At 49.8% G+C, this 20834-nt stretch carries 18 protein-coding genes; 9 read left to right on the top strand and 9 right to left on the bottom strand.

Annotated elements, in window-relative coordinates; all coding sequences use genetic code 11:
• Positions 1-22 precede the first annotated feature (22 nt).
• From L0Y31_RS15740 to L0Y31_RS15720, 5 genes are all read left to right on the top strand, one after another.
• Positions 23-457, top strand: coding sequence for an FAD-binding oxidoreductase (locus L0Y31_RS15740; protein ID WP_234734038.1), 435 nt, complete (start codon positions 23-25; stop codon positions 455-457).
• Between the two features lie 52 nt (positions 458-509).
• Entirely contained in the window at positions 510-3833 is a 3324-nt protein-coding gene (locus L0Y31_RS15735; protein WP_234734037.1) for a M4 family metallopeptidase, read from the top strand.
• A 39-nt stretch (positions 3834-3872) separates the two neighbouring features.
• Positions 3873-4817, top strand: coding sequence for a LytR/AlgR family response regulator transcription factor (locus L0Y31_RS15730; protein WP_234734036.1), 945 nt, complete (start codon positions 3873-3875; stop codon positions 4815-4817).
• A gap of 94 nt (positions 4818-4911) precedes the next feature.
• Positions 4912-5322: an Rrf2 family transcriptional regulator gene (locus L0Y31_RS15725; RefSeq protein ID WP_234734035.1), complete on the top strand. Its 411-nt coding sequence runs from the start codon at positions 4912-4914 to the stop codon at positions 5320-5322.
• A gap of 89 nt (positions 5323-5411) precedes the next feature.
• Complete coding sequence (locus tag L0Y31_RS15720; RefSeq protein WP_234734034.1) at positions 5412-6056, top strand: NAD(P)-dependent oxidoreductase; 645 nt, start codon at positions 5412-5414, stop codon at positions 6054-6056.
• Between the two features lie 375 nt (positions 6057-6431).
• Here L0Y31_RS15720 and L0Y31_RS15715 read toward each other — a convergent pair whose 3' ends face one another.
• Positions 6432-6776, bottom strand: coding sequence for a cupin domain-containing protein (locus L0Y31_RS15715; protein WP_234734032.1), 345 nt, complete (start codon positions 6774-6776; stop codon positions 6432-6434).
• A gap of 387 nt (positions 6777-7163) precedes the next feature.
• On the opposite strand from L0Y31_RS15715, the gene L0Y31_RS15710 reads away from it, so the two are divergent.
• The gene (locus tag L0Y31_RS15710) at positions 7164-7817 is read left to right on the top strand and encodes a tetratricopeptide repeat protein (RefSeq protein ID WP_234734031.1); all 654 of its coding nucleotides are present in this window, start codon (positions 7164-7166) and stop codon (positions 7815-7817) included.
• A gap of 68 nt (positions 7818-7885) precedes the next feature.
• Here L0Y31_RS15710 and L0Y31_RS15705 read toward each other — a convergent pair whose 3' ends face one another.
• Positions 7886-8191, bottom strand: coding sequence for a hypothetical protein (locus L0Y31_RS15705; RefSeq protein ID WP_234734030.1), 306 nt, complete (start codon positions 8189-8191; stop codon positions 7886-7888).
• Between the two features lie 151 nt (positions 8192-8342).
• On the opposite strand from L0Y31_RS15705, the gene L0Y31_RS15700 reads away from it, so the two are divergent.
• Together L0Y31_RS15700 and L0Y31_RS15695 are read left to right on the top strand one after the other, a co-directional pair.
• Entirely contained in the window at positions 8343-10427 is a 2085-nt protein-coding gene (locus L0Y31_RS15700; RefSeq protein WP_234734028.1) for a TonB-dependent receptor, read from the top strand.
• A gap of 47 nt (positions 10428-10474) precedes the next feature.
• Positions 10475-10867 (top strand): DoxX family protein, encoded by a 393-nt coding sequence (locus L0Y31_RS15695; RefSeq protein ID WP_234734027.1) that lies wholly within the window; start codon positions 10475-10477, stop codon positions 10865-10867.
• A gap of 2 nt (positions 10868-10869) precedes the next feature.
• Here L0Y31_RS15695 and L0Y31_RS15690 read toward each other — a convergent pair whose 3' ends face one another.
• Both L0Y31_RS15690 and L0Y31_RS15685 read right to left on the bottom strand, forming a co-directional pair.
• On the bottom strand, positions 10870-11580 hold the full coding sequence (locus L0Y31_RS15690) for a DUF2461 domain-containing protein (RefSeq protein ID WP_234734026.1): 711 nt from the start codon (positions 11578-11580) through the stop codon (positions 10870-10872).
• 36 nt (positions 11581-11616) lie between these two features.
• Complete coding sequence (locus L0Y31_RS15685; protein ID WP_234734025.1) at positions 11617-14103, bottom strand: PIG-L family deacetylase; 2487 nt, start codon at positions 14101-14103, stop codon at positions 11617-11619.
• Between the two features lie 233 nt (positions 14104-14336).
• Here L0Y31_RS15685 and L0Y31_RS15680 point away from each other — a divergent pair, with 233 nt between their 5' ends.
• Positions 14337-16565 (top strand): sodium-translocating pyrophosphatase, encoded by a 2229-nt coding sequence (locus L0Y31_RS15680; RefSeq protein ID WP_234734024.1) that lies wholly within the window; start codon positions 14337-14339, stop codon positions 16563-16565.
• 83 nt (positions 16566-16648) lie between these two features.
• On the opposite strand, the gene L0Y31_RS15675 is transcribed toward L0Y31_RS15680, so the two are convergent.
• The 5 genes from L0Y31_RS15675 to trpS all read right to left on the bottom strand — a co-directional run bounded on the left by L0Y31_RS15675 (position 16649) and on the right by trpS (position 20746).
• The gene (locus L0Y31_RS15675; protein WP_234734023.1) at positions 16649-17206 is read right to left on the bottom strand and encodes a 50S ribosomal protein L25/general stress protein Ctc; all 558 of its coding nucleotides are present in this window, start codon (positions 17204-17206) and stop codon (positions 16649-16651) included.
• Positions 17207-17252: 46 nt separating this feature from the next.
• Positions 17253-18197 carry a ribose-phosphate pyrophosphokinase gene (locus L0Y31_RS15670; protein WP_234734022.1) on the bottom strand — a complete coding sequence of 315 codons (945 nt, stop codon included), beginning with the start codon at positions 18195-18197 and terminating at the stop codon, positions 17253-17255.
• A gap of 120 nt (positions 18198-18317) precedes the next feature.
• A complete protein-coding gene (locus tag L0Y31_RS15665; RefSeq protein ID WP_234734021.1) occupies positions 18318-19139 on the bottom strand; it encodes a hypothetical protein in 822 nt (273 codons plus the stop codon).
• 15 nt (positions 19140-19154) lie between these two features.
• Complete coding sequence (locus tag L0Y31_RS15660) at positions 19155-19721, bottom strand: phosphatase PAP2 family protein (protein ID WP_234734020.1); 567 nt, start codon at positions 19719-19721, stop codon at positions 19155-19157.
• Between the two features lie 44 nt (positions 19722-19765).
• Positions 19766-20746, bottom strand: coding sequence for a tryptophan--tRNA ligase (trpS, locus tag L0Y31_RS15655; RefSeq protein ID WP_234734019.1), 981 nt, complete (start codon positions 20744-20746; stop codon positions 19766-19768).
• Positions 20747-20834 lie beyond the last annotated feature (88 nt).

Genomic DNA, 20834 nt, shown 5'->3' with positions numbered 1-20834 from the left:
CCCATCATTACTAGTCTACGGCATGTCGCATTCACTTCTTTTCTGGCTAACCACGGTTTGTTTTTTCCTGCATCTGGAAATACAAGCGAAACCGATTGACCCAAGCACCTACAAAAAACGCCAGCTGATTGTGGGGAGCGGGGGCGGCTTCACGGGGCGTTCAGAAACGTATTACCTGTTCGAAGATGGTCAGCTTTTTAAGAAATCCAGTGTCGATACCGCTTTCACGCGGTTGCCCAAACAGTCGGCTAAAGTAGCGCGTCATTGGCTAAAGAAGCTGGAAACGACCTGCCGCATCAAGGAAACCAAATTCAAGGAACCCGGCAACACATACGAGTTTGTGCGCTGGAAAAAAGGCGCGGAGGTCTATACCGTCACCTGGGGAAATGACCGAATCCCACCGGAAGGCTACCAACAACTGCACGAAGCGCTGATGAAACGGATTAACCCCAATTGACCCGTTGAACGAGTCGAGATAGTAAACAAACAACAACAAATACATCTACATCATGAAACCACTTTTATGTACCCTCTTACTGGGCTGTACACTGGGTGCTGTTGCCCAACAGCCAAGGGCCAGTTTTGAGAGCAAGAAAAAAACGCTGGCTCCGAGTACGGGTCTGGCGCAGCGTCTGAAGGCGGAAGAAGTAGCGGTTCCGACGCAGGAACGCAGCGACATGAGCTTTTTCAAAGGAGCTACGTCGCTGGCGAATCCGCAGCCTTTGCGGTTGCGAATTGTGCGCGATAAAGCAACGCAGTTGCCCGTCTACATCGAAAATAAGTCGCCCATCCGCCCCGTCGACAAGGGTGCCCGCCTCAGTGTGAATGCTTCCGTCTTTCAATTTCTGGGGCAAATTAAAGGGGTGCTCAAAATGGATAACCCCGACGAGCAGTTAAAAATCACCCGCACCGAAACCGATGCGTTGGGGCAAACCCACGTTCGGATGGCGCAGGTTTATCAGGGAATTCCCGTGCACGGGAGTGAGTTGATTGCCCACCTGAATAACGGAGTCGTGACGCTGCTGAATGGCCAGTTTCGGACGCCTAAGAGCGTGCCAACCAAGGCGCGACTGACGATGAAGGAAGCCGCCGACCGGGCCTTGCAGGATATTGGCAGAGACTATGTGGTGCAACCATTCGGGAAGAACATATTTGGCCTGAAAACAACAGAAGGCGACCTGTGTCTGTATTCGGTTGGGGATAAAATGGTGCTGGCTTATCGGTTAACCGTTCGGCCTACGATGGCAGAGCGCTGGGAGTACAAGATCGATGCCCAGACCGGGGCCATTCTGGACAAACATAACAGTACCTGCGTGCTGAATAGAGTTATCGCATCCGAGGCCACACTAAATGAAACTAATGTGGACGTAGCCGCTCTGGATGGAGCGGCCAAATCCTCAGGAAAAGATTTGAATGGGGTGAGTCGGAGCGTGAATACCTATGAGGAGAGCGGCACGTATTACATGATCGATCTGTCAAGGCCCATGTTTGACCCGGCGGCGTCCGAAAAAGCGGGAGAACTGGTCGGAGCCATCCAGACGCTGGACGCGGAAAACACGAAGTATACAGCTTTAAAAATCAAAGAAATTACGTCCAAGACCAATAAAGACTGGAAACCCGAAGCCGTTTCGGCGCATTACAACATGACGCTTGCTTACGAATATTATGAAAAAACGCACAAGCGAAACTCATTGGACGGGAAGGGTGGATCGATTTACTCCCTCGTCAACGTAGCCGATAAAAACGGGAAAAGCTGGAGCAATGCCACCTGGAACGGTAAATTCATGTCGTATGGGAATGGAGGCGACGACTATAAACCGTTAGCGGGGAGTCTGGACGTGGCAGGCCACGAAATGACGCACGGAGTGGTGCAGCATACGGCTAACCTGGAATACCAAGGTCAGTCCGGCGCCATGAACGAATCAATGGCTGATGTTTTTGGCGTGATGATCGACCGCGATGACTGGCTGCTGGGTGATGATGTCGTTAAGACCGCGCATTTCCCATCGGGTGCGCTTCGCAGCATGTCGAATCCCAATCAGGGCGGTACAAAAGATCGGGGTTATCAGCCCAAAACCATGGCGCAATACATCACAACAGAGGAAGATAACGGTGGTGTGCATTACAATAGCGGAATTCCGAACTATGCGTTTTACCTCTTTGCTACCAACGCGAGCGTCGGGAAAGACAAGGCTGAGAAAGTGTACTACCGGGCGCTGACTACCTACTTAACGCCTAAATCGCAGTTTGTGGATTTACGTCTGGCGGTGATTCGCTCGACCAGCGATCTGTTCGGAGAAAAGAGCAATGAGGTCAAGGCGGCCAAAGAAGCCTTCGATGCCGTGGGAATTCTGGAAAATACCAAACCACAAGAACCAACGAAAGATCTACCTGCCAACGATGGCCAGGACATGATTCTGGTCTATAGCACGGGCGACCAGAAGTTGTATAGTGTCCCGTTCAACACCGACAAGTTTGAGCCTAAAGTTGGCGTGGCCCTGAAACACCGCCCAAGCATAACGGATGATGGTAAATTTGCCTTCTACGTGTTGCCAGACGGACGAATTCGTCGGGTGTCGCTAACCGGAAGCCCGCAAGTCGAGGTGGTTTCGGAGGAGACCATTTGGGATAATGTGGCTATTTCAAGAGACGGTAAAAAGCTGGCTGCGCTCACGAAAGAAAAAGACAAATCGATTTGGGTCTATAGCTATGACCTGCGGACCTGGAAGAAATTCACCCTGTTCAACCCAACATCGACGGAAGGCGTAACCATTGGGGAGGTGCAGTATGCCGATTCCTTTGAGTGGGATCCGTCCGGAGAGTTCATCATTTACGATGCGTACAATACCGTGGATGGGGCGGATGGCGCTGCCATCGACTACTGGGATGTGGGTGTAGTTCGGGTTTGGGATGCCGCCAAGCAAACATTTGGCAATGGCCAGATTGGAAAACTATTCACGGGCTTCGAGAAAGGCGAGGGCATTGGGAATCCGTCCTTTTCGAAAAACTCGCCCAATATCATTGCGTTTGATTATACGCACGAGATCGACAAACGCGATTATGTATTTTCGTATGATCGCAGCAAGGGAACGTTTAGTATCATCTACGAAAACAATACGTTGGGTTTTCCTAGCTATTCAAAGATGGATAACATGCTGCTATTCAATACGCTGAGTACGGAGGATAAAGAGCTAGTGGCCGTCATCGGGCTTGAGGCTGATAAACTAACACCTAAAACAAATCCCGAAGCGCTTTATTCGGATGCCAAGTGGGGCGTGTTTTACGCAGCGGGTAACCGGACGCAGCAGACGCCAGCCAAAACGGCGCAAACCATTACGTTTAACCCAATTGACAACAAGCGCATGGGCGACCAACCATTCCGATTAATTGCCACTGCCTCGTCGAAACTGGCGGTCACCTTTGCGGTAGTATCAGGGCCGGCCAAGGTGTCGGGGAATCAACTGACTATAACGGGGGCGGGCGAAGTAAGCATTCGGGCAAGCCAGGCTGGTAATGAGCAATATGCCGCGGCTACGCCCGTTGTGCAGACCTTTACGGTAACGGCTATTACGGCTTTAGAACCTACCTGGGTCGATGCGGTGAAGTTGTACCCGAATCCAGTGAAGACGACGCTTACCGTTGAAGTACCAACCAACGAGCCTCTCGAAGGAGTCACGCTCCTGACTAGTTCAGGCCAGCCGGCAATCCAGCAGAATCTGTCGTCGCCCAGCAGCCAGACCATTTTGGATACCAGTCAGTTAACGCCAGGGCTGTACATCCTGACGATCAGAACGCAGAAAGGGACCATAAGTCGAAAAATAGTGAAGCAATAAATAACCTGAATTTCATGCCTGCAAAGCCCGGTTCTCCTTATGAGACTGGGCTTTCTTATTTTGTCTGCTTCGCACATCACGCGGCTTTGTATCTTTGTCGGTATGGCCGGAGCAGGTATAATAAAAAGAGTAAAGAAAGGGCTGAACGACCCCATTGTGGAGAATTTTAGCTGGAAAGGAAGTCTAATGTTTTCGCTTCAGGCGAGCATTTATATAGCCTTCGTTTTATTTATTATTAACCATGGGATGAATCAGGCCCAGCCCTTGCTTATGGCTGCGCTGTTTGCTTTGGGTTCTTTTTTCTCCTTGCTGCCAGCCAATTGGGGTATGCCTAAAATGCTGCCAGCCACCTACGACGAAGAACGCTGGACCGTCGGGAAACACATTTTGCATACGCTTTTTGTGGCGTTCTGCATCACCGGTTTGAATCAGTTGTTGTTGGGGTTAGCCGAGTATTCACTATCGCCTTTTTGGGTCATGTTTGCACAAATCATACTGATGGGGGCCTTGCCGATTACGCTGGGTTTGCTAATAATTAAGCGTCGCCGGTTGAAACGAAACGAGGCAAACGCCCAAACAGCCAACCAGCAACTAGACCGGTTGCACCAGCCCCAGTCGGTTACCGAGATGCCGGAAGTAGTTTCCTTAAGGTCCCAAAATGGGGAAGAGAGCTTGAATTTATTACCTAACCAGTTGATTTACCTCGAATCGGTAGACAATCAGGTCGAAGTGCACTGGCTGAATATGATGTTTCCGCAAAAAACGGTTTTGCATAACACTTTAAAAGAGCTGGAAGTCGCTTTGAACCAGCACCCGCAGTTTCTGCGTTGCGACCAGTCCTTTATTGTCAATCTGAAAGCGGTGGACGAAGTAGAAGGCAACGTCCGGGGTTACCAGCTTACCCTTAGTGGTTCGGCGCGGGAAATACCCGTTTCTTCTTCTTATCTCAATGCATTTGATGCCCGGATAAAGCAGTTATCCTAACGCCATCTGGGAAAAAATTGGCAAAATTTCGGCTTACCTGTTGTTAGTTAATTAAAACCATTTACCTTTGTACTGTAATAAATTATGTTACAGTATGGGTAATGCACGCTTCTCGACCGCCATTCACATTTTAACGCTTTTAGCAGGCGCGGGAGAGGAGCTATTGTCGTCGGAATACCTGGCGGGCAGCATCAACATTAATCCGGTGCTGGTGCGGAAGGAGTTAAGTAACCTGCGTAAGCATGGACTAGTAATCAGCAAAGAAGGGAAGAACGGAGGCAGTACGTTGGCCAAACCAGCGCAACTCATTCACTTGTCGGATGTGTACAAAGCCGTTCGGCAGTCGGCGTTTCTGGCCCAAACGAAGAATACCCCAAATCCTGCCTGTCCGGTAGGACGCCAGATTAACTCGCATCTTGACCGCATGTATGAAGAAGCCGAAAACGCCATTCTGCACAAATTGGGGAAGGTGACTTTAGCCGATTTCGAAAAGCAATTTGCTTAATTTTTTTTACCTGTAACTGTAATAATTTACCTTCCAGTTTTGTGTATTATAAAAGTAAAACCAATTATATACCTTAAATAAACAGGATCATGAAAATAGCCATTATTGGAGCATCGGGATTTGTTGGAAGTCGGCTGGTAACGGAAGCCCTGGAGCGGGGGCATGACGTAACGGCCATTGCCCGTAATCCAGAGAAAATAACGGTACAAAATGCCGCTTTAACCACCAAGCAGGCCGATGTCAACGAAGTAGAAGGGTTGGCCGAGTTGCTGGCCGGTCACGACGTGGTAATCAGTTCGTTTAACGCGGGGTGGGACAGCCCAACCTTGTATGAGGATTTTCTGGCGGGCTCGAAAGCCATTCAGGAGGCCACCAAAAAAGCAGGCGTAAATCGGTTGCTGGTTGTCGGCGGGGCCGGTAGTTTGGAAGCTGCACCGGGAGTGCAATTGGTGGATACCCCGCAATTCCCGGCAGAATGGAAGGCGGGTGCTACTGCCGCCCGGGATTACCTGAACGTTCTCAAGCAGGAAGAAGACCTGGATTGGACTTTCTTAAGCCCAGCCATCAACCTTTATCCCGGCGAACGCAGCGGCAAATACAAAGTAGGAAGCAATCAGCCTATTTTTGATGAAGAAGGAAAAAGCAATATTTCCGCCGAGGATTTATCGGTCGCTCTGTTGGATGAGGTAGAAAAGCCAGCGCACATCCGCCAACGTTTCACAATTGGTTACTAACCTGTCGAACTGAAATTTATTGCAAAACCGATGCTTAACCAAGTGTCGGTTTTTAGTTTGGTTAAGCTAAAATAGGCTTAGCAAAAAATCGGCCAAAAAGACGTAAAACTTAAACTTCAGGCAAGATACTTAGTTTATAGTACAAGGGAGCCGCTAATTCCCAACCTGAATTATGATTACGACCATCTTATATATAATTACGGCAGTGCTTGTTGTGCTTTGGTGCGTCTGGATTATCCCAGAATTAAAACGAGCAGTTCAAAAGTTCTACTGGAAAGAAGGAGTCATTCATTTTCGCAAACTCCTTCAGAAAAGACACCGGGTAAGTGCTATACTTCAGCGCTTTAGAAAACAGCGTCTGGGTAATATAAATCGTTATCCCAGAGCGACTCCCCAGTAAATAAAGCGCGAATCGTCTTGGGCTAATAAATCATGAGTTACACGAGCGGGCACTTTAACAAAAGTGCCCGCTACACACTTATGCTGCTGCCCGGCAATAGTGAATAGAACATCTCCTTCTTCAAAAAAGTAAAATTCCTCCATCGTCTCGTGGGCGTGGGCTTCAATTGCCTCGCCTTTGGTTAACGTGCCCACAGCGGCCTGCATCAGAGGTGACTCACACTGTTCATGGGTAACAAGTACGGTTTTTTGCCCGATCTGGTGAGAGGTTAGAGCGGGCTTTAGATTTTCGAGTTGTCGAATAATGGCTTCAGTCTTCATGCAAAATAATGGTTGATTCCTTCCTGAATTATCAAAGATAAGTTATCCTTTCCAGAACTTACTGGTACGTATTAAAGCCCTAAATAAACCTTCCCGTTTATCCCAAAAGTGCGTTTTCATCCCAAAAATAGCCTTTTTGTCCCTTTTCGGTGTTAACCATCCCAGGTATTTGTAAAGCGTAAAAGACCTTCCGAATATTGGGTCAACGATTCGTAAATAACAATCGGTTGGCACCATGACACACACTGTATTTTACCCCCTCAGCTTTCTGATTCTCCTGTCTGTCAGGCCACAGAATGCCCGGAATTTATTTCCAGCTTCGGCAGGAGCACAACAAAAGACATCTGTAAATGAATAACAAATCAACTTTATTAACCAATTAAAAGCATGAAAGCCCTATCAATTCTTCCTCTCTTCTTTGTAATGTCTATCCAAATCGTTTTTGGTCAAAGCGATAAGTACCAGAAAATCATGGAAACGAACGTCGCCCAATTTGACACCGCGAAAACCGGGCAATCTTTTGTAACCTTATTCAATAGCTTTGAACGTGTGGCAATGGTTGAGAAAAACCAGTGGTTACCTTACTATTACGCCAGTTTGTGCGCTGCCCAGGCGAGTTATCGGGATGAAGCGAAAATTGATCAGTGGGCCGACAAGGCTGATGCTTATGCCCTAAAGGTGGATTCGCTGCAAGGCGACCAATCGGAAACGCTTGTTGTGCGTGCTATGGCCGCTCTGGCTCGGATCAATGTCGATTTTATGAGCCGGGGCATATACTATTCAGAGCTGGCCGCTGATTATTTGCAAAAAGCAGCGAAAATTAATCCGAAAAATCCTCGCACGAGTCTCGTATTGGCTCAGATAAAAATTAATACTCCAGCGCAATTTGGCGGTGATAAGGGATTGGGTTGTCAATTGATCGCTCAATCATTACAGCTTTTCAAGGAAGCAGATGCCGCGAAAAATACACTAGCACCGCATTGGGGCCGCGCAACGGCCGATGCCGTCAGTAAACGCTGCGGAACCCCTACAACTAAATAAGTTGACTCGCGTCTACATAAAAAAGCCCACCGTGAAAACACAGTGGGCTTCAGTAATTTAACTATATACTAGCTCGAGCTTTGGTTAACGAGAGCGGCAGCCTCAGCAGCTTCGATGGCCGAACGGTTTTTCTCGCCGTACTCATCCCGTTGTTGTTCAAAGTGAGTAAAAATCTCATTGACAGAATCAACATTTGCGGCAATTTTTGAATGGATATCATCCAGGTTTTTCTCGAGATAAGAGTCATTCAGCCCGTTCATGTTATCTACTTCAATCTGGCTGATTTTTGTAATCAGCGCTGTCTGACTGTTTTGTAGATCTTCTAATTCCCGAGCGATTTTATTCATCAGCTCAAATTTTTGTAACTTATCCATAACGTTTCGTTTTTGATAACTCTTATCTACGGAACAAATCAAAACGCAAAAGGTTTGGTTATAGTTAGTCTCAGCAGCTATGCACAACCTATCCTGTAGGCATTTTGCCAGGATAGCAATAGCTACCTTTACGGCTAAGAAATTCCTTTTTATGCAATTTAAACCAGTACATTATCTGCTCGTTTTTTCTCCTTCCCTGCTATTCGCCCAGCAGGCAGAACTAAGCACTTTAGAAACGGATACCATACGGCTAAATGAGGTAACGGTGCGCGGCTATGAATCCAATCGGCGTCTGTTAGAAACGGCGGCGCCCGTGAGTTTGCTGTCGCGGCGGGATTTGCAGCAGCGTTTTGCCGGAACGCCCACGCTCGTTCCCGCCATGAATACAATTCCGGGAGTGCGTATGGAAGAACGGTCACCGGGAAGTTACCGTTTATCGATTCGGGGAAGCACGTTGCGCTCGCCTTTCGGAGTGCGTAACGTTAAAATTTACTGGAACGACCTGCCGCTAACAGATGCGGGCGGAAACACCTACCTGAACGCGGTAGACGTGCGCTCGCTGGGTCGGGTGGAAGTTATCAAAGGCCCCTCGGGAAGTTTATACGGAGCCGGGACGGGCGGGACCGTTTTGTTGAGCGGGTTGTCAGTTCCAGCGGGCGAAAGCCGGGCCCAGGTGGGGAGCCTGGTCGGGTCGTATGGCCTGTTTGGAAATCAGATGACCGTTCAGACGGGTAAAGAGTCGGCGGCAATGTCGCTTAACTACAATCATTTGCAGTCCAACGGGTATCGCCAGCACAGCGAAATGACGCACGATAACGTCAACCTGATGACTACATTTCAGGTAAATCCGAAGCAGACCATTTCCGTACTAGGGTTATATTCGAACCTGTATTACCAAACCCCCGGCGGGTTGAACGAAGCCCAATACCGGGCTAATCCCCGCCAGGCCAGGCCTGCCACGCCGGTTGCGCCCGGAAGTGCCGAGCAGCGGGCGGCGATTTACCAGAAAACGGGCTACTTGGGTTTTTCTCATACCTATCGCTGGAACGAACGAATTCAAAACACAACGGTTTTGTACGGCTCTCTGGTGGATTTTCAGAACCCGTTCATTACAAACTACGAACGACGCGCCGATTTAGGGGGCGGAGGCCGAACAACCACGCGCATTCAGCTTAGCCGGGATTTCTTACCAACAGTTTTTACGGTTGGGGCAGAATTACAGTACAATTTCACCGTTACCCGCAACTACGGCAATCGGGCGGGCCAGCCGGACACGTTGCAAAACGACGATGAACTTCGGTCTTCCCAGTCGGTGATTTTTGCACAAACCGAAACAGAGCTGCCCTTCGGCTTTATTGCCACGCTAGGCTTAAGTCGGAATGAAGTTTCTTATCGGTTTACGCGTTTTTCAACCCAACCCGTTAGGGCGCAAACGCGTTTTTTTCAGCCGGTTTGGTTGCCTCGGGTGGCGCTGTTGAAAAAACTGAGTGACCAGATTTCTGTCTTCGGAAGCCTGAGTACGGGTTATTCAGCTCCAACGGTCGCCGAAATTCGTCCTTCTGAACAGACATTCAATACGACGCTGGAGCCCGAAAAAGGCCTAAATACAGAGTTTGGTTTGCGGGGCCAACTGGCGCGGCGGTTTCGTTTTGAGCTGGCAGCGTATCGGTTTCAGCTTCGGCAAAGCATCACGCGCCGGACAATTGAAAACGGAGCGGAGTATTTCGTCAATGCCGGGCGAGTAGATCAGTATGGCCTGGAAACGCAGTTGGCCTACGATTTTGTGCTTCCTGAACAAAACAACTGGTTTCGGTTAGCGCGCCTTTGGAACAATGTAACGCTGGCCAATTATCATTTTCGGGATTATCAGCAGGGCAGCGCCGACGTTTCGGGCAATCGCGTAACGGGCGTGCCTCCCGTCGTGGCAGTTAGCGGATTCGATCTGGAAACCCGCCCGGGCTTTTATGCTCACCTGACGCACCAGTTTATTGATCGTTTTCCACTGAATGATGCCAATACCATTAATTCCTCGGTAGCCCGTTTGCTGAATACAACCGTTGGGTTTCGGAAAATGATTGCCAGACGCTGGACACTGGATGCGTTTGTTAGCGGTGACAACCTGCTGGACGAAACCTATGTTACAGGCTATGATTTGAATGCGTTCGGCGGACGTTATTACAATGCATCACCACGTCGGAATTTTACCGGGGGTGTGCGGGTAGCCGTGAAATGGTAGTGAATAAATCACTCTGGTAAACAGAGTGTTAAAAAGCACTAATTGACATGAATTACCGAAACTATTACGGCGAAAACAAAGGAGCGGCAACCTTATTGCTGCGGTTAGGACTAGGAATTGACCTGGGTATGCACGGGCTGGTCAGGTTGCCGAAGCTCAGTAAATTTGCCGATAAAATGGTCGCCGATTTTTCGGCGACCATTTTGCCAGACCTGGTAGTGCGCTTATTTGGTTTAACCCTGCCTTTTGTGGAGCTAACCATTGGCATTTTGCTCTTCATGGGCGGACGATTCCTGAACTGGGGCGCCATCTTGGGTGGAATAACCATGTCAGCCCTTATTTTTGGCTCGGCGCTTCGTGAAGAGTGGGCAGCGGTGAACATTCAGTTGCTGCACCTGCTGGCCTTTTATTTTCTGCTCCGCGATACAGAACGGCCCTAGTCTTACAACTCAAAACGTTCTTCCTGCTCCTCAAAAAACAGGTAGTTGAGGTAATCGCAGTAGGGTTTAATGAGCAGACAACCTTGCACCACCTCATCGACGAAGCCCGGTTTCAGAACTTCCTTGTCCGTATAGCGATGCATGAAAAAAAGCTCTTTCCGGCGCAGTAACTCAATTTCCGGGTGGTCAGCTGAATAGCCTTTGGGGCTGGTTTTCATCTTTTCCCCCGATATTTCTGGATAATAGTCCTTGAATTTTGGCGCTTCAATAATGCTTTTCAACTCATCGACATTGTAATCAATTTCTTGCCGAAACTTCGCCAGTTGGGGAGGCGTGGGTTGCCACATACCCGCACCCAGGAACGATTCATTACCGGGCTGAATGTGCAGGTAATAGTCGATTCGGCCAGAATGGCGACCGCCTGGCCCCACCGCAGCGGCCAGATGCCGTTTGTACGGAGCCTTATCTTTGGAAAAGCGTATATCGCGGTTAATGCGAAAAATGCAGTCTTTTATTTCCGTATTCGGGAGCGGCTGAAAGGTTTCAATACCCCGCAGCAATTGGCCAACAAACTGCTCAAACTCTGCTTTGAGCGCGTCGTATCGAGGACGATTTGCCGCAAACCATTCCCGGTTGTTGTTTTGAGCCAGATCGCGCATGAAATCAAGGGTCTGCGCCGTTAATTGCCCGTTAGTGACGGGTTTATTTTTCATAATGAAGCCGCAGTTGAGATGCGTATATAGATTAGGTTATTGTTTTCCAATTGAAATCATATTGGCGAAGAGCCGATACGCGCCCGGAACGCCCGCCGGTAACTCGCGGAAGAAAACCAGACCTGTATACATAAAGTGACCTTTGCCATACTTCGCGTAAATTAAACTGCCTTGTTTAGGCGCTTCTCCCGTGTCATTCGCCGAAAAAACTGGCTCGTAAGCTTTGTCCCAATCCACGGCGAAATAAAGTCCTCGCTCCTGAACCCAGCCGGTAAAATCATTCTGGGTGATTTTATTGGGCGTATTCAACAAAGGATGCTGGGGATTCAGAAAAGTCATTTTCGCGTCTTCTTCGGTCACCCGATCCCGGTCAATTTTGAAAGGATAAGGTCCCATGGGTGTCCGTACGCCGGGAGTGACATATTGCACAATGGCGGTGCCGCCTTCTTTGACATAATCCATCAGCCGAGCTTGGTAATTGCGCAACCATTCTTCGGTATTGTACGCCCGAATACCCACCACAATTGCATCGTATTGGCTCAGGTCTTTGGCCAGATCATTAGGTCCCAGCAAAGTCACGGTGCAACCCATTTGCCGGAGCGCAATCGGTACTTCATCGCCCGCCCCCATGATGTAGCCAATCTGTTTCGCGGTTACTTTTACGTCTAGTTTAACCAGTCGAGCCTCAGCAGGAGGGAAGTACGTCTGTGCCGGAATGTGTTTGTATGAGATGGTTCGAATAGCGGTCGAAAATGTACCGTTGCTGGTTTTTAATACGGCGCGAATAGTGCCTTCGCTAGCCGCCGCCGCAGGATAAACCTTGACCATCGCGCGGGTTTCCTGGTATTTATCCTGAATTGAAAAAGGCACGGAGGTCGGTTCTACCCGCCAACCCGCCGGAACCTCCAGAGTCATGGAACCTGAAACGGCGGTTCGGTTGGCTTTCAGGATGATCTCTACTGTTTTGGGCTGGTTATCCGCAAAAACGTATACCTTCTCCGCCAAGTTGGCCGTCACTTCCGGACGAATCTCAAAGGGACGGTAGACTTCTCCGTCGACTGGATCAACAACTTTGTGGCTCCAGGGCCGCGTAAACGTAAATGCCTCCCCATCAATTTCGAACGTAAACTCGGCTGTTTCAGCAGGTGGATTTTCTGGTAAGCCAATCAGTTGCTGGTCATCCACCTGGAAGAACCCTTTCTGAATGGGTTTAGCCAGCCAGTAAGGCTGCGTTATTTTTTGCGATTTTGGAATTGTAACGCTAACAGGAACAAGTTGTAAATCATTGGCTTTCAGCGCTAGGTTTAAGCTAGTGTCTTTGCCAACCTGCGGAAGTTTCAAGTGCGTCCACCGCACCGGAACGCCTGACGACCGGCTAACGGCACTGAGGTTGACGCGCAATCCTTCGCCGGGAGCGGCCGCATAATCCGTCGGATTGGCTTCAAACCACAAGCCCAGACACTGCTGAATCAGTTGTTCCACTTCGCTTTTCTTTAGCACTACGTACGGGTTAGCCGTCCCTATTTTTTGCAGTTCGCGGTAGAGCGTCACCAAGGTTGGAACCGAAGCCGCCGGATTTTCAGGTTTGAAGGTCCCAATGGCCTGGTTAACCAGTTCCTGAACGCGGTTGCTGCCCGGCACGCGCTTCCAGCTCAGATCAACACCGTCGAATGGGTCTTGCGCCGCTAAATCGCCATTTTTCTGCAACAGGTAATCTATGCGCTCCCCGCGATTGGCGGCAGAACCGAAGCCCTGGCTTTTGTGCTGGGTTCGGCTTTCGGCGGCTAGTTCTCCGTATGATTTTCCTAGCAAAGAATTATAAAGCTGGGTTTCAACGCTCAGCATATTTCCCGCTTCGTCGGGACGCTTGTTGCTGCCGAAGGCATTGGGAATGAATACGTTCCAGAAGATGCGTTTGGCTTTCCAAGGCTTCACAAAAGCGAGCTGTTCCGGGAATTTGGTGGCGTCGCCTGAAATCTTGAAAGCTTCTTCGGCCAGATAACCCGAAGCGCTATGGTGACCGTGACCGGCGCGCGCATCGGGCGGAAAGCGGGTAATGATCACGTCGGGTTGGTATTTCCGAATCATCCAGACCACATCGGCCAGAATTTTATCCTGCCCCCAGGTCCGAACCGCTTCGTCGGTTGACTTGGAAAAGCCAAAATCGATGGCGCGGCTGAAAGCCTGCTCAGGACCATCAATCCGCCGGGCGGCCAGCAATTCCTGCGTGCGAATCAGCCCAATCTCAACCCCTTGTTCGGTGCCAATTAGGTTTTGGCCGCCATCCCCGCGCGTTAAGGCCAGATAAGCCGTGCGGACTTTCCGCTCGTTAGCCAGATAGGTCAGCATCAGGGTGTTTTCATCGTCTGGGTGGGCGGCTACATAGAGCGCCGTTCCGACTACATTCAACTTCTTTAAATTTTGGAGAATTTGTCCCGGATGCGGTGGTTTAGCCGATTGAGCGTGCCCCGTGAAGGACGTCCCGATAACCAATAGGAAGGTATAAAAAGCGATTTTATTCATCTTGAAAAGTGAAAAGCGAGCTGTAGCCAGTAAGCAAAAATAGCTAAGCAACCTCACTTTCGGGTAACTGTTTGGGAGAAATCTGGGGGAACATAAGAAGTTAATTACAACCTATTTTAAAATATAATCTTATTGATAAAAAATTTCAATTAAGCTATTCGGTGCGCTTTGTTTTTAAGAGGCAACGTCTATCTTTGAGCGTTCACGTTCCAACTTAACCTTTTAATTTACACATGGATAATAGTCTTTACCTTGTTCCCCTCTTGGGCTTAGTGGGTCTGGTGGTGATGTATACTAAATTTCGGTGGGTTTCGCGACAGGAAGCAGGTGACGCGCGCATGCAGGAAATTTCGACATACATTGCCGACGGGGCCATTGCCTTCCTAAAAGCCGAATGGCGTGTGCTGATTGTTTTTGGTCTGGTAGTTGCCGTGTTGTTGGGCTATTCCGGAACCCTGGTCGAAAATTCTGATTGGGTTATCGGCGTGGCTTTTGCCATTGGTGCCTTTATCTCCGCCCTAGCTGGCTATATCGGAATGAAAATTGCTACCAAAGCAAACGTTCGGACAGCCCATGCGGCGCGAACGAGCCTGACCCGGGCCCTGGACGTATCCTTTACAGGCGGTTCCGTAATGGGCATTGGCGTTGCTGGATTAGCCGTTTTAGGTTTGAGTTTACTTTTTATTCTTTTCTACAATATGTACGTGGCCGGGCAGGGCGAAGTCGATGGGCTGCTGCCGGTTAACGGAGTTCCTATGGAAAAGGCGCTGGAAGTGCTGGCGGGCTTTTCGCTGGGTGCCGAATCCATTGCACTTTTTGCCCGCGTTGGCGGAGGAATTTATACGAAAGCGGCCGATGTGGGGGCCGATCTGGTGGGGAAAGTGGAAGCCGGAATCCCGGAAGACGATCCACGCAACCCGGCTACCATTGCGGATAACGTAGGGGATAACGTGGGTGACGTTGCTGGTATGGGTGCTGACTTGTTCGGGTCTTACGTAGCCACGATTTTGGCAACCATGGTCCTGGGTCGGGAGATTATCATTCCGGCGGGAGACTCCGACATCATTGGCCATGCGCCCATTGTGTTGCCCATGGTTATTGCTGGATTAGGGCTGATTTTCTCTATTCTGGCGACCTATTTAGTGCGGGTGAAAGATGACAATGGCAACGTACAGGGGGCCTTGAATTTAGGTAACTGGGGCTCTATTGTCATGACGCTTATTGCCTGCTATTTCCTGGTAAACGCCATGCTGCCCGTAGGGACGTTCGAGATTCGGGGCGTTGAGTTTGAACGCATAGATGTTTTTTACGCCATTGTAACCGGTCTGGTCGTTGGCGCCTTAATGTCGGTCATTACGGAATATTATACTTCCATGGGGCGCCGTCCGGTCTTGTCCATCATCCGGCAATCGTCCACGGGTCACGCGACAAACATTATTGGCGGTCTGGCCGTCGGTATGGAATCCACAGTATTGCCGATTCTGGTGCTGGCAACGGGAATTTTTGTTTCCTATAAATTTGCTGGCCTGTATGGGGTGGCTATTTCAGCCGCCGGAATGATGGCCACCACAGCGATGCAGTTAGCCATTGACGCATTTGGTCCGATTGCAGACAATGCGGGAGGAATTGCCGAAATGAGCCACCTGCCGGAAGAAGTCCGGGGACGCACCGACATTCTTGATGCGGTCGGCAACACGACCGCAGCGACCGGAAAAGGGTTTGCCATTGCTTCTGCCGCACTGACTTCCCTGGCCTTGTTTGCGGCTTTTGTCGGCATTTCGGGCATCACGGCCATTGATATTTACAAAGCTGATGTGTTGTCCGGTTTATTTGTTGGGGGGATGATTCCTTTTATTTTCTCGTCGCTGGCCATTGCTGCCGTGGGGCGGGCCGCCATGAAAATGGTAGAGGAGGTGCGTCGGCAATTCCGTGAAATTCCGGGAATTCTGGAAGGAACGGCAAAACCGGAATACGAAAAGTGCGTAGCTATTTCCACCCAGGCATCCATTCGGGAAATGGTACTGCCGGGAGCCATTGCGTTGGTGGTACCCGTGCTGGTTGGTTTTCTGTTTGGGCCAGAAGTGCTCGGTGGCCTGTTAGCAGGGGTGACGGTCTCGGGCGTACTGATGGGGATTTTCCAGAACAACGCTGGTGGGGCCTGGGATAACGCCAAGAAGTCGTTTGAGAAAGGCGTTGAGATCAACGGGCAGATTTATTACAAAAAATCAGAACCGCACAAAGCGTCCGTAACGGGTGATACGGTTGGTGATCCGTTCAAAGACACATCCGGGCCATCCATGAACATTTTGATCAAGCTCATGTCTATTGTGTCTTTAGTGATTGCCCCGCATATCGCCGTAGAGTCGACCGAAGTAGGCGCTAAACACCGTCCCAAGACGGAAAAAGTCGCCGTGGTCAATCAGGCAGGGATGTCGGCAAAAGCTGAAGTTACCCATAAATAAACCAAGTACTATAAAGCAAACGAGCCAGCCCAATGGGCTGGCTCGTTTTGTATAATCTATTAGCCAAAGGAATACTGCAAGGCTTATTTGCCCCGCATAGAGCGTGGAATTTCGATAGACGCAATCGGGTTTGATGGGCTATCCAAAATATCAACTCCTTCAACTGTAACCTGACCTACTTTAATGGTTTTACCCAGATCCAGGTTTGTAATATCAACATCAACGTAATCAGGGATGTTCTCGGCTGCACCTTTCAGTTTCAGCTTACGAATTTTCTGAATCAGTTTACCCCCTTTTTGTACCCCTGGAGCTACGCCAACGAAACGAACAGGGACGTTGATTTTCAATGGTTTACCGTCAACGATTTGCAGGAAATCGGCATGCAACAGCATGTCGCTAACCGGGTGGAATTGAGTTTCCTGAAGAATCGCTTTGTACTCATCGCCTTCAATGTTCAGTGTTACTTCGTAAGCATCAGGCGTACTCAGTAATTGACGGAACAGAATGGTTGGTGCATAGAAATGGACTTGCTCGCCGTTTCCGTAAAGCACAGATGGGATGTAACCCTCGGCGCGCAGAGTTGCTGACTCACTGCGACCGAGATTCGCTCTTTTATACCCTACAATCTCGTGTTTTTTCATTTTTTTAGAATTTAATAATGACAAACTAGTGAATCGGATGATGGACTCACTGATTATTTATGAACAGTGAACTAATAGATTCGTGGTCACGGATACGGCCAATGGCTTTGGCGAATAATTCAGCCACGGTCAGCACCCGAATTTTGTCGTTGGGCTGGCGCATCGGAATGGTATCCGAAACAACCAGTTCTTCCAGCACAGAATTGTAAATATTTTCGTGAGCGGCTCCCGACATAACCGGGTGCGTACAAACCGCCCGAACGGACTTGGCTCCCCGGTCCAGGATAATCTGGGCCGCCTTGCACAAGGTGCCCCCCGTATCGATCAAGTCATCGATCAGCACAACATTGGCACCTTCAACATCCCCGATCACCTGCATCGAGGCAATTTCATTCGCCCGCTTACGGTGTTTATCGCAAAGGACGATTTCGGCGTTGAAATACTTGGCGAAATTACGCGCTCTGGCCGCTCCACCAACGTCCGGCGAGGCAATTACCAGGTTGTCGAGCTGGAGGCTTTGGATGTACGGTACAAAGACCGACGTGCCCTCCAAATGGTCAACCGGAAAATCGAAAAAGCCCTGGATCTGTCCGGCGTGCAGGTCAATCGTCATCAAGCGATTAACGCCCGCTGCTGCCAGCATATTGGCCACCAGCTTAGCCGCAATAGCCACCCGTGGTTTGTCTTTCCGATCCTGGCGGGCATAGCCAAAATACGGAATAACCACCGTTACGTAGTGCGCTGAAGCCCGGCGAGCCGCGTCGACCATCAGGAGCAACTCCATCAAATTGTCGGCGGGCGGCATGGTCGATTGAATCAAAAAGACGTCACAACCCCGAACCGATTCTTCAAAACTGGGTGACATCTCGCCATCGGCAAAATGACGCAGGGTGTATCCACCCAGATCTTTTCCGTAGTAGCGGGCAATTTTTTCGGCTAGATAACGGGACTGGCTACCTGAGAAGATTTTAACCGTGTTAAGAGAGGCCATTAGTACTCTAAAATTTGCGCAAAGGTACGGAAATTGTTGTTAAGTTGGGTCAATGCGGCAAACTTTCAGCCGAAAAATAGTTGCGCCAATTCGCTCAGTCAAGCCTTCGTGAAAGCTATTTTAGTCGAGATTGGCTTTAACGGCCTTTAGGACAACTAAGTAGGCCTGGCTGTAACGCTTCAGGCCTTTGGGATATTTAACTTTTTCGTCAAACGAATCAACCAGGAGTTTATACGCTTTGAGAGCATCTTCCCGATTATAGAAGGTGGCTACCCACTCTTCCGGCAGCCCTTTTTCAGAAGTAAGGCCAATGCCGCCGCTGTAGAATCGAAAGGGATTCTGCAAAAAAGGAGGTTCGAAGGTCTTTTGTCCTTTTTTTTCGTTGGTCTCGAAATAGTCAATGGTGTAGTTAACCATGTCAATGACCCGCTTTTTGATCTGGATTGCACTCTCGGGAGCGCGTGGTTTTTGCCGCCACTGGTTCCGGGATGGGTGCAACAAATCGATGTCTTCATAAGCGTAGAGGGGAGCTAACGACATCGACAGCAGCAGGTCAGACTCCTGATTTTGCGCGTTCAGGACGGAATACGTTGCTTGTTGGGGGCTTTTGTCGAGCAGTTGGATGCTGTATCCCTCCCCGAAAGGAGCACCGCTAAGAATATAATGGTCCTGCGAGACGGAATACGCCCAGCGATTGATGGAATACCCCAACTTTCGGTGCCAGACAACTAGCGTATGGTCGGGATAAAAACGAAGAAAACCACCCCGTAGGGAGACCGTTATTTGCTTTGCCGTAGCGTCTGGCAAAAGGGTGCTGGTGGAGCTAGCTACATACCCGTCCACCCGCCAGCACCCATTCAGCTGATGGTCGGTTTCCTGGCAGCACAAGCAGCAGGTAAGAAGAATCAGCCCAACGAAAAGCCTTTTAAAAATCAGAAACATACCTAAATTTTTGACTTAGCGTGGCGAAGCGGGCCTGGCCGCTTTCTGATAAACCAACCAGCAGATAATGGCCATGGAAACCCCAATGCCCGTCCCTGCCAAAACATCCAGCGGATAGTGCGCGCCAACGTAAATCCGGCTGTAACTAACCAGCCCCGCCGCCAGAAACGTCCAGCGAAAAACCGGGTACCGTTTGCCATAAAGCAACCACATGCTCATGGCAAGGGCAAAAAAGGTGGCCGCGTGCGAGGAGGCAAAGCTATATTTTCCGCCGCATTCCAGAACGGGATTGATCAGTTTCTGTAACGCTATTTCGTGGCACGGGCGCAGCCGAAGGGTCAACGGTTTCAGCACCGCCGAGGTGATCTGGTCACTCGTCGCAACGGCGGCCACGATGGTCAACAAGATACCAAGTGCTTTTTGGCGGTACTGATAAACCGTCCAGCCGATCAGGACCACATACAACGGAATCCACGTATTTCGGGCCGTAATAAGCACCATAATTGGGTCCAGCCAGGGAGCGTTCAGGCCGTTCAGCCAGAGAAAAAGATTGGTGTCGAGTTGATTAAGCGATTCGCGCATACAAAATAGAAGCGTTAACAGGTACGCCGGGATGGCCTGGGTAATTAATTAAAACCTAATTGCTCCCGAACCCGCGCAATGGTTTTTGACGCGACCGCGCGGGCTTTCTCTTCACCCCGTTGCAGTTCCGCTTCGAGTGCGTCTGGATTTTCGAGGAAATAATAGTTGAAGACTCGACGCGGCTCCGCAAAAATCTCCACAATTAACTCATAAAGTGCTTTTTTAGCATGCCCATACCCGTAGTTGCCGCGCAGGTAATTTTGCCGCATCTCGTCCAACTGGGCGTCGGTGGCCAGGAGCGAATACAGCTGATACGTGACATCTGTATCTGGGTTTTTGGGCTCTTCCAGTGGCGTCGAATCGCTCTTTATTTTCTTGATAACCTTGTACAGTTCGTTATCAGGCAGGAAAATATCGACATAATTGTTGTACGATTTGCTCATTTTCTGCCCATCAACACCCGGAATGGTCATCAACTTTTCGTCGATTCGAGCGTCGGGCAACACAAAAATGGGCTCTCCGCAGAAGTTGTTCACCGCGCTGGCAATGTCGCGGGTCATTTCGAGGTGTTGCTTCTGGTCTTTTCCCACGGGCACAATATTGGCGTCGTACAGCAAAATGTCAGCGGCCTGTAAAACCGGGTAGGTGAACAAGCCCGCATTGACCGAAGACGCGAATTTTTCCGATTTATCTTTAAACGAAGTGGCATTGTTCAGCATCGGAACGGGCGTGAAGCAGTTCAGATACCACGCCAACTCGGTATGTTCGGCCACCCGCGATTGCCGCCAGAACGTATTTTTTTCGGTATCCAGCCCAAAAGCCAGCCAGGTGGCGGCTACGGCCCGGATGTATTCGCGACGTGCGGCCCCGTCCTTGATGGTTGTCAGGGAATGCAGATCGGCGATAAAAAAAAAGGATTCGTTATCAGGAAGTTTTGAAAGTTCAACAGCGGGGCGAATGGCTCCCAGGATGTTGCCCAGGTGGGGCCGTCCACTGCTTTGAATACCGGTAAGAATGCGTGCCATTTTTTGGTTTCTTGTTTACGGCGTAACGAAGCGACCAGTGTCTGGTCAAACGTTAAGCCCGTCCTTGCTGCAAACTTCGCCATTTCTG

It is taken from the genome of Tellurirhabdus bombi (assembly GCF_021484805.1).
Lineage (GTDB): Bacteria > Bacteroidota > Bacteroidia > Cytophagales > Spirosomataceae > Tellurirhabdus > Tellurirhabdus bombi.
This window is presented reverse-complemented; position numbering and strand designations above follow the sequence as displayed.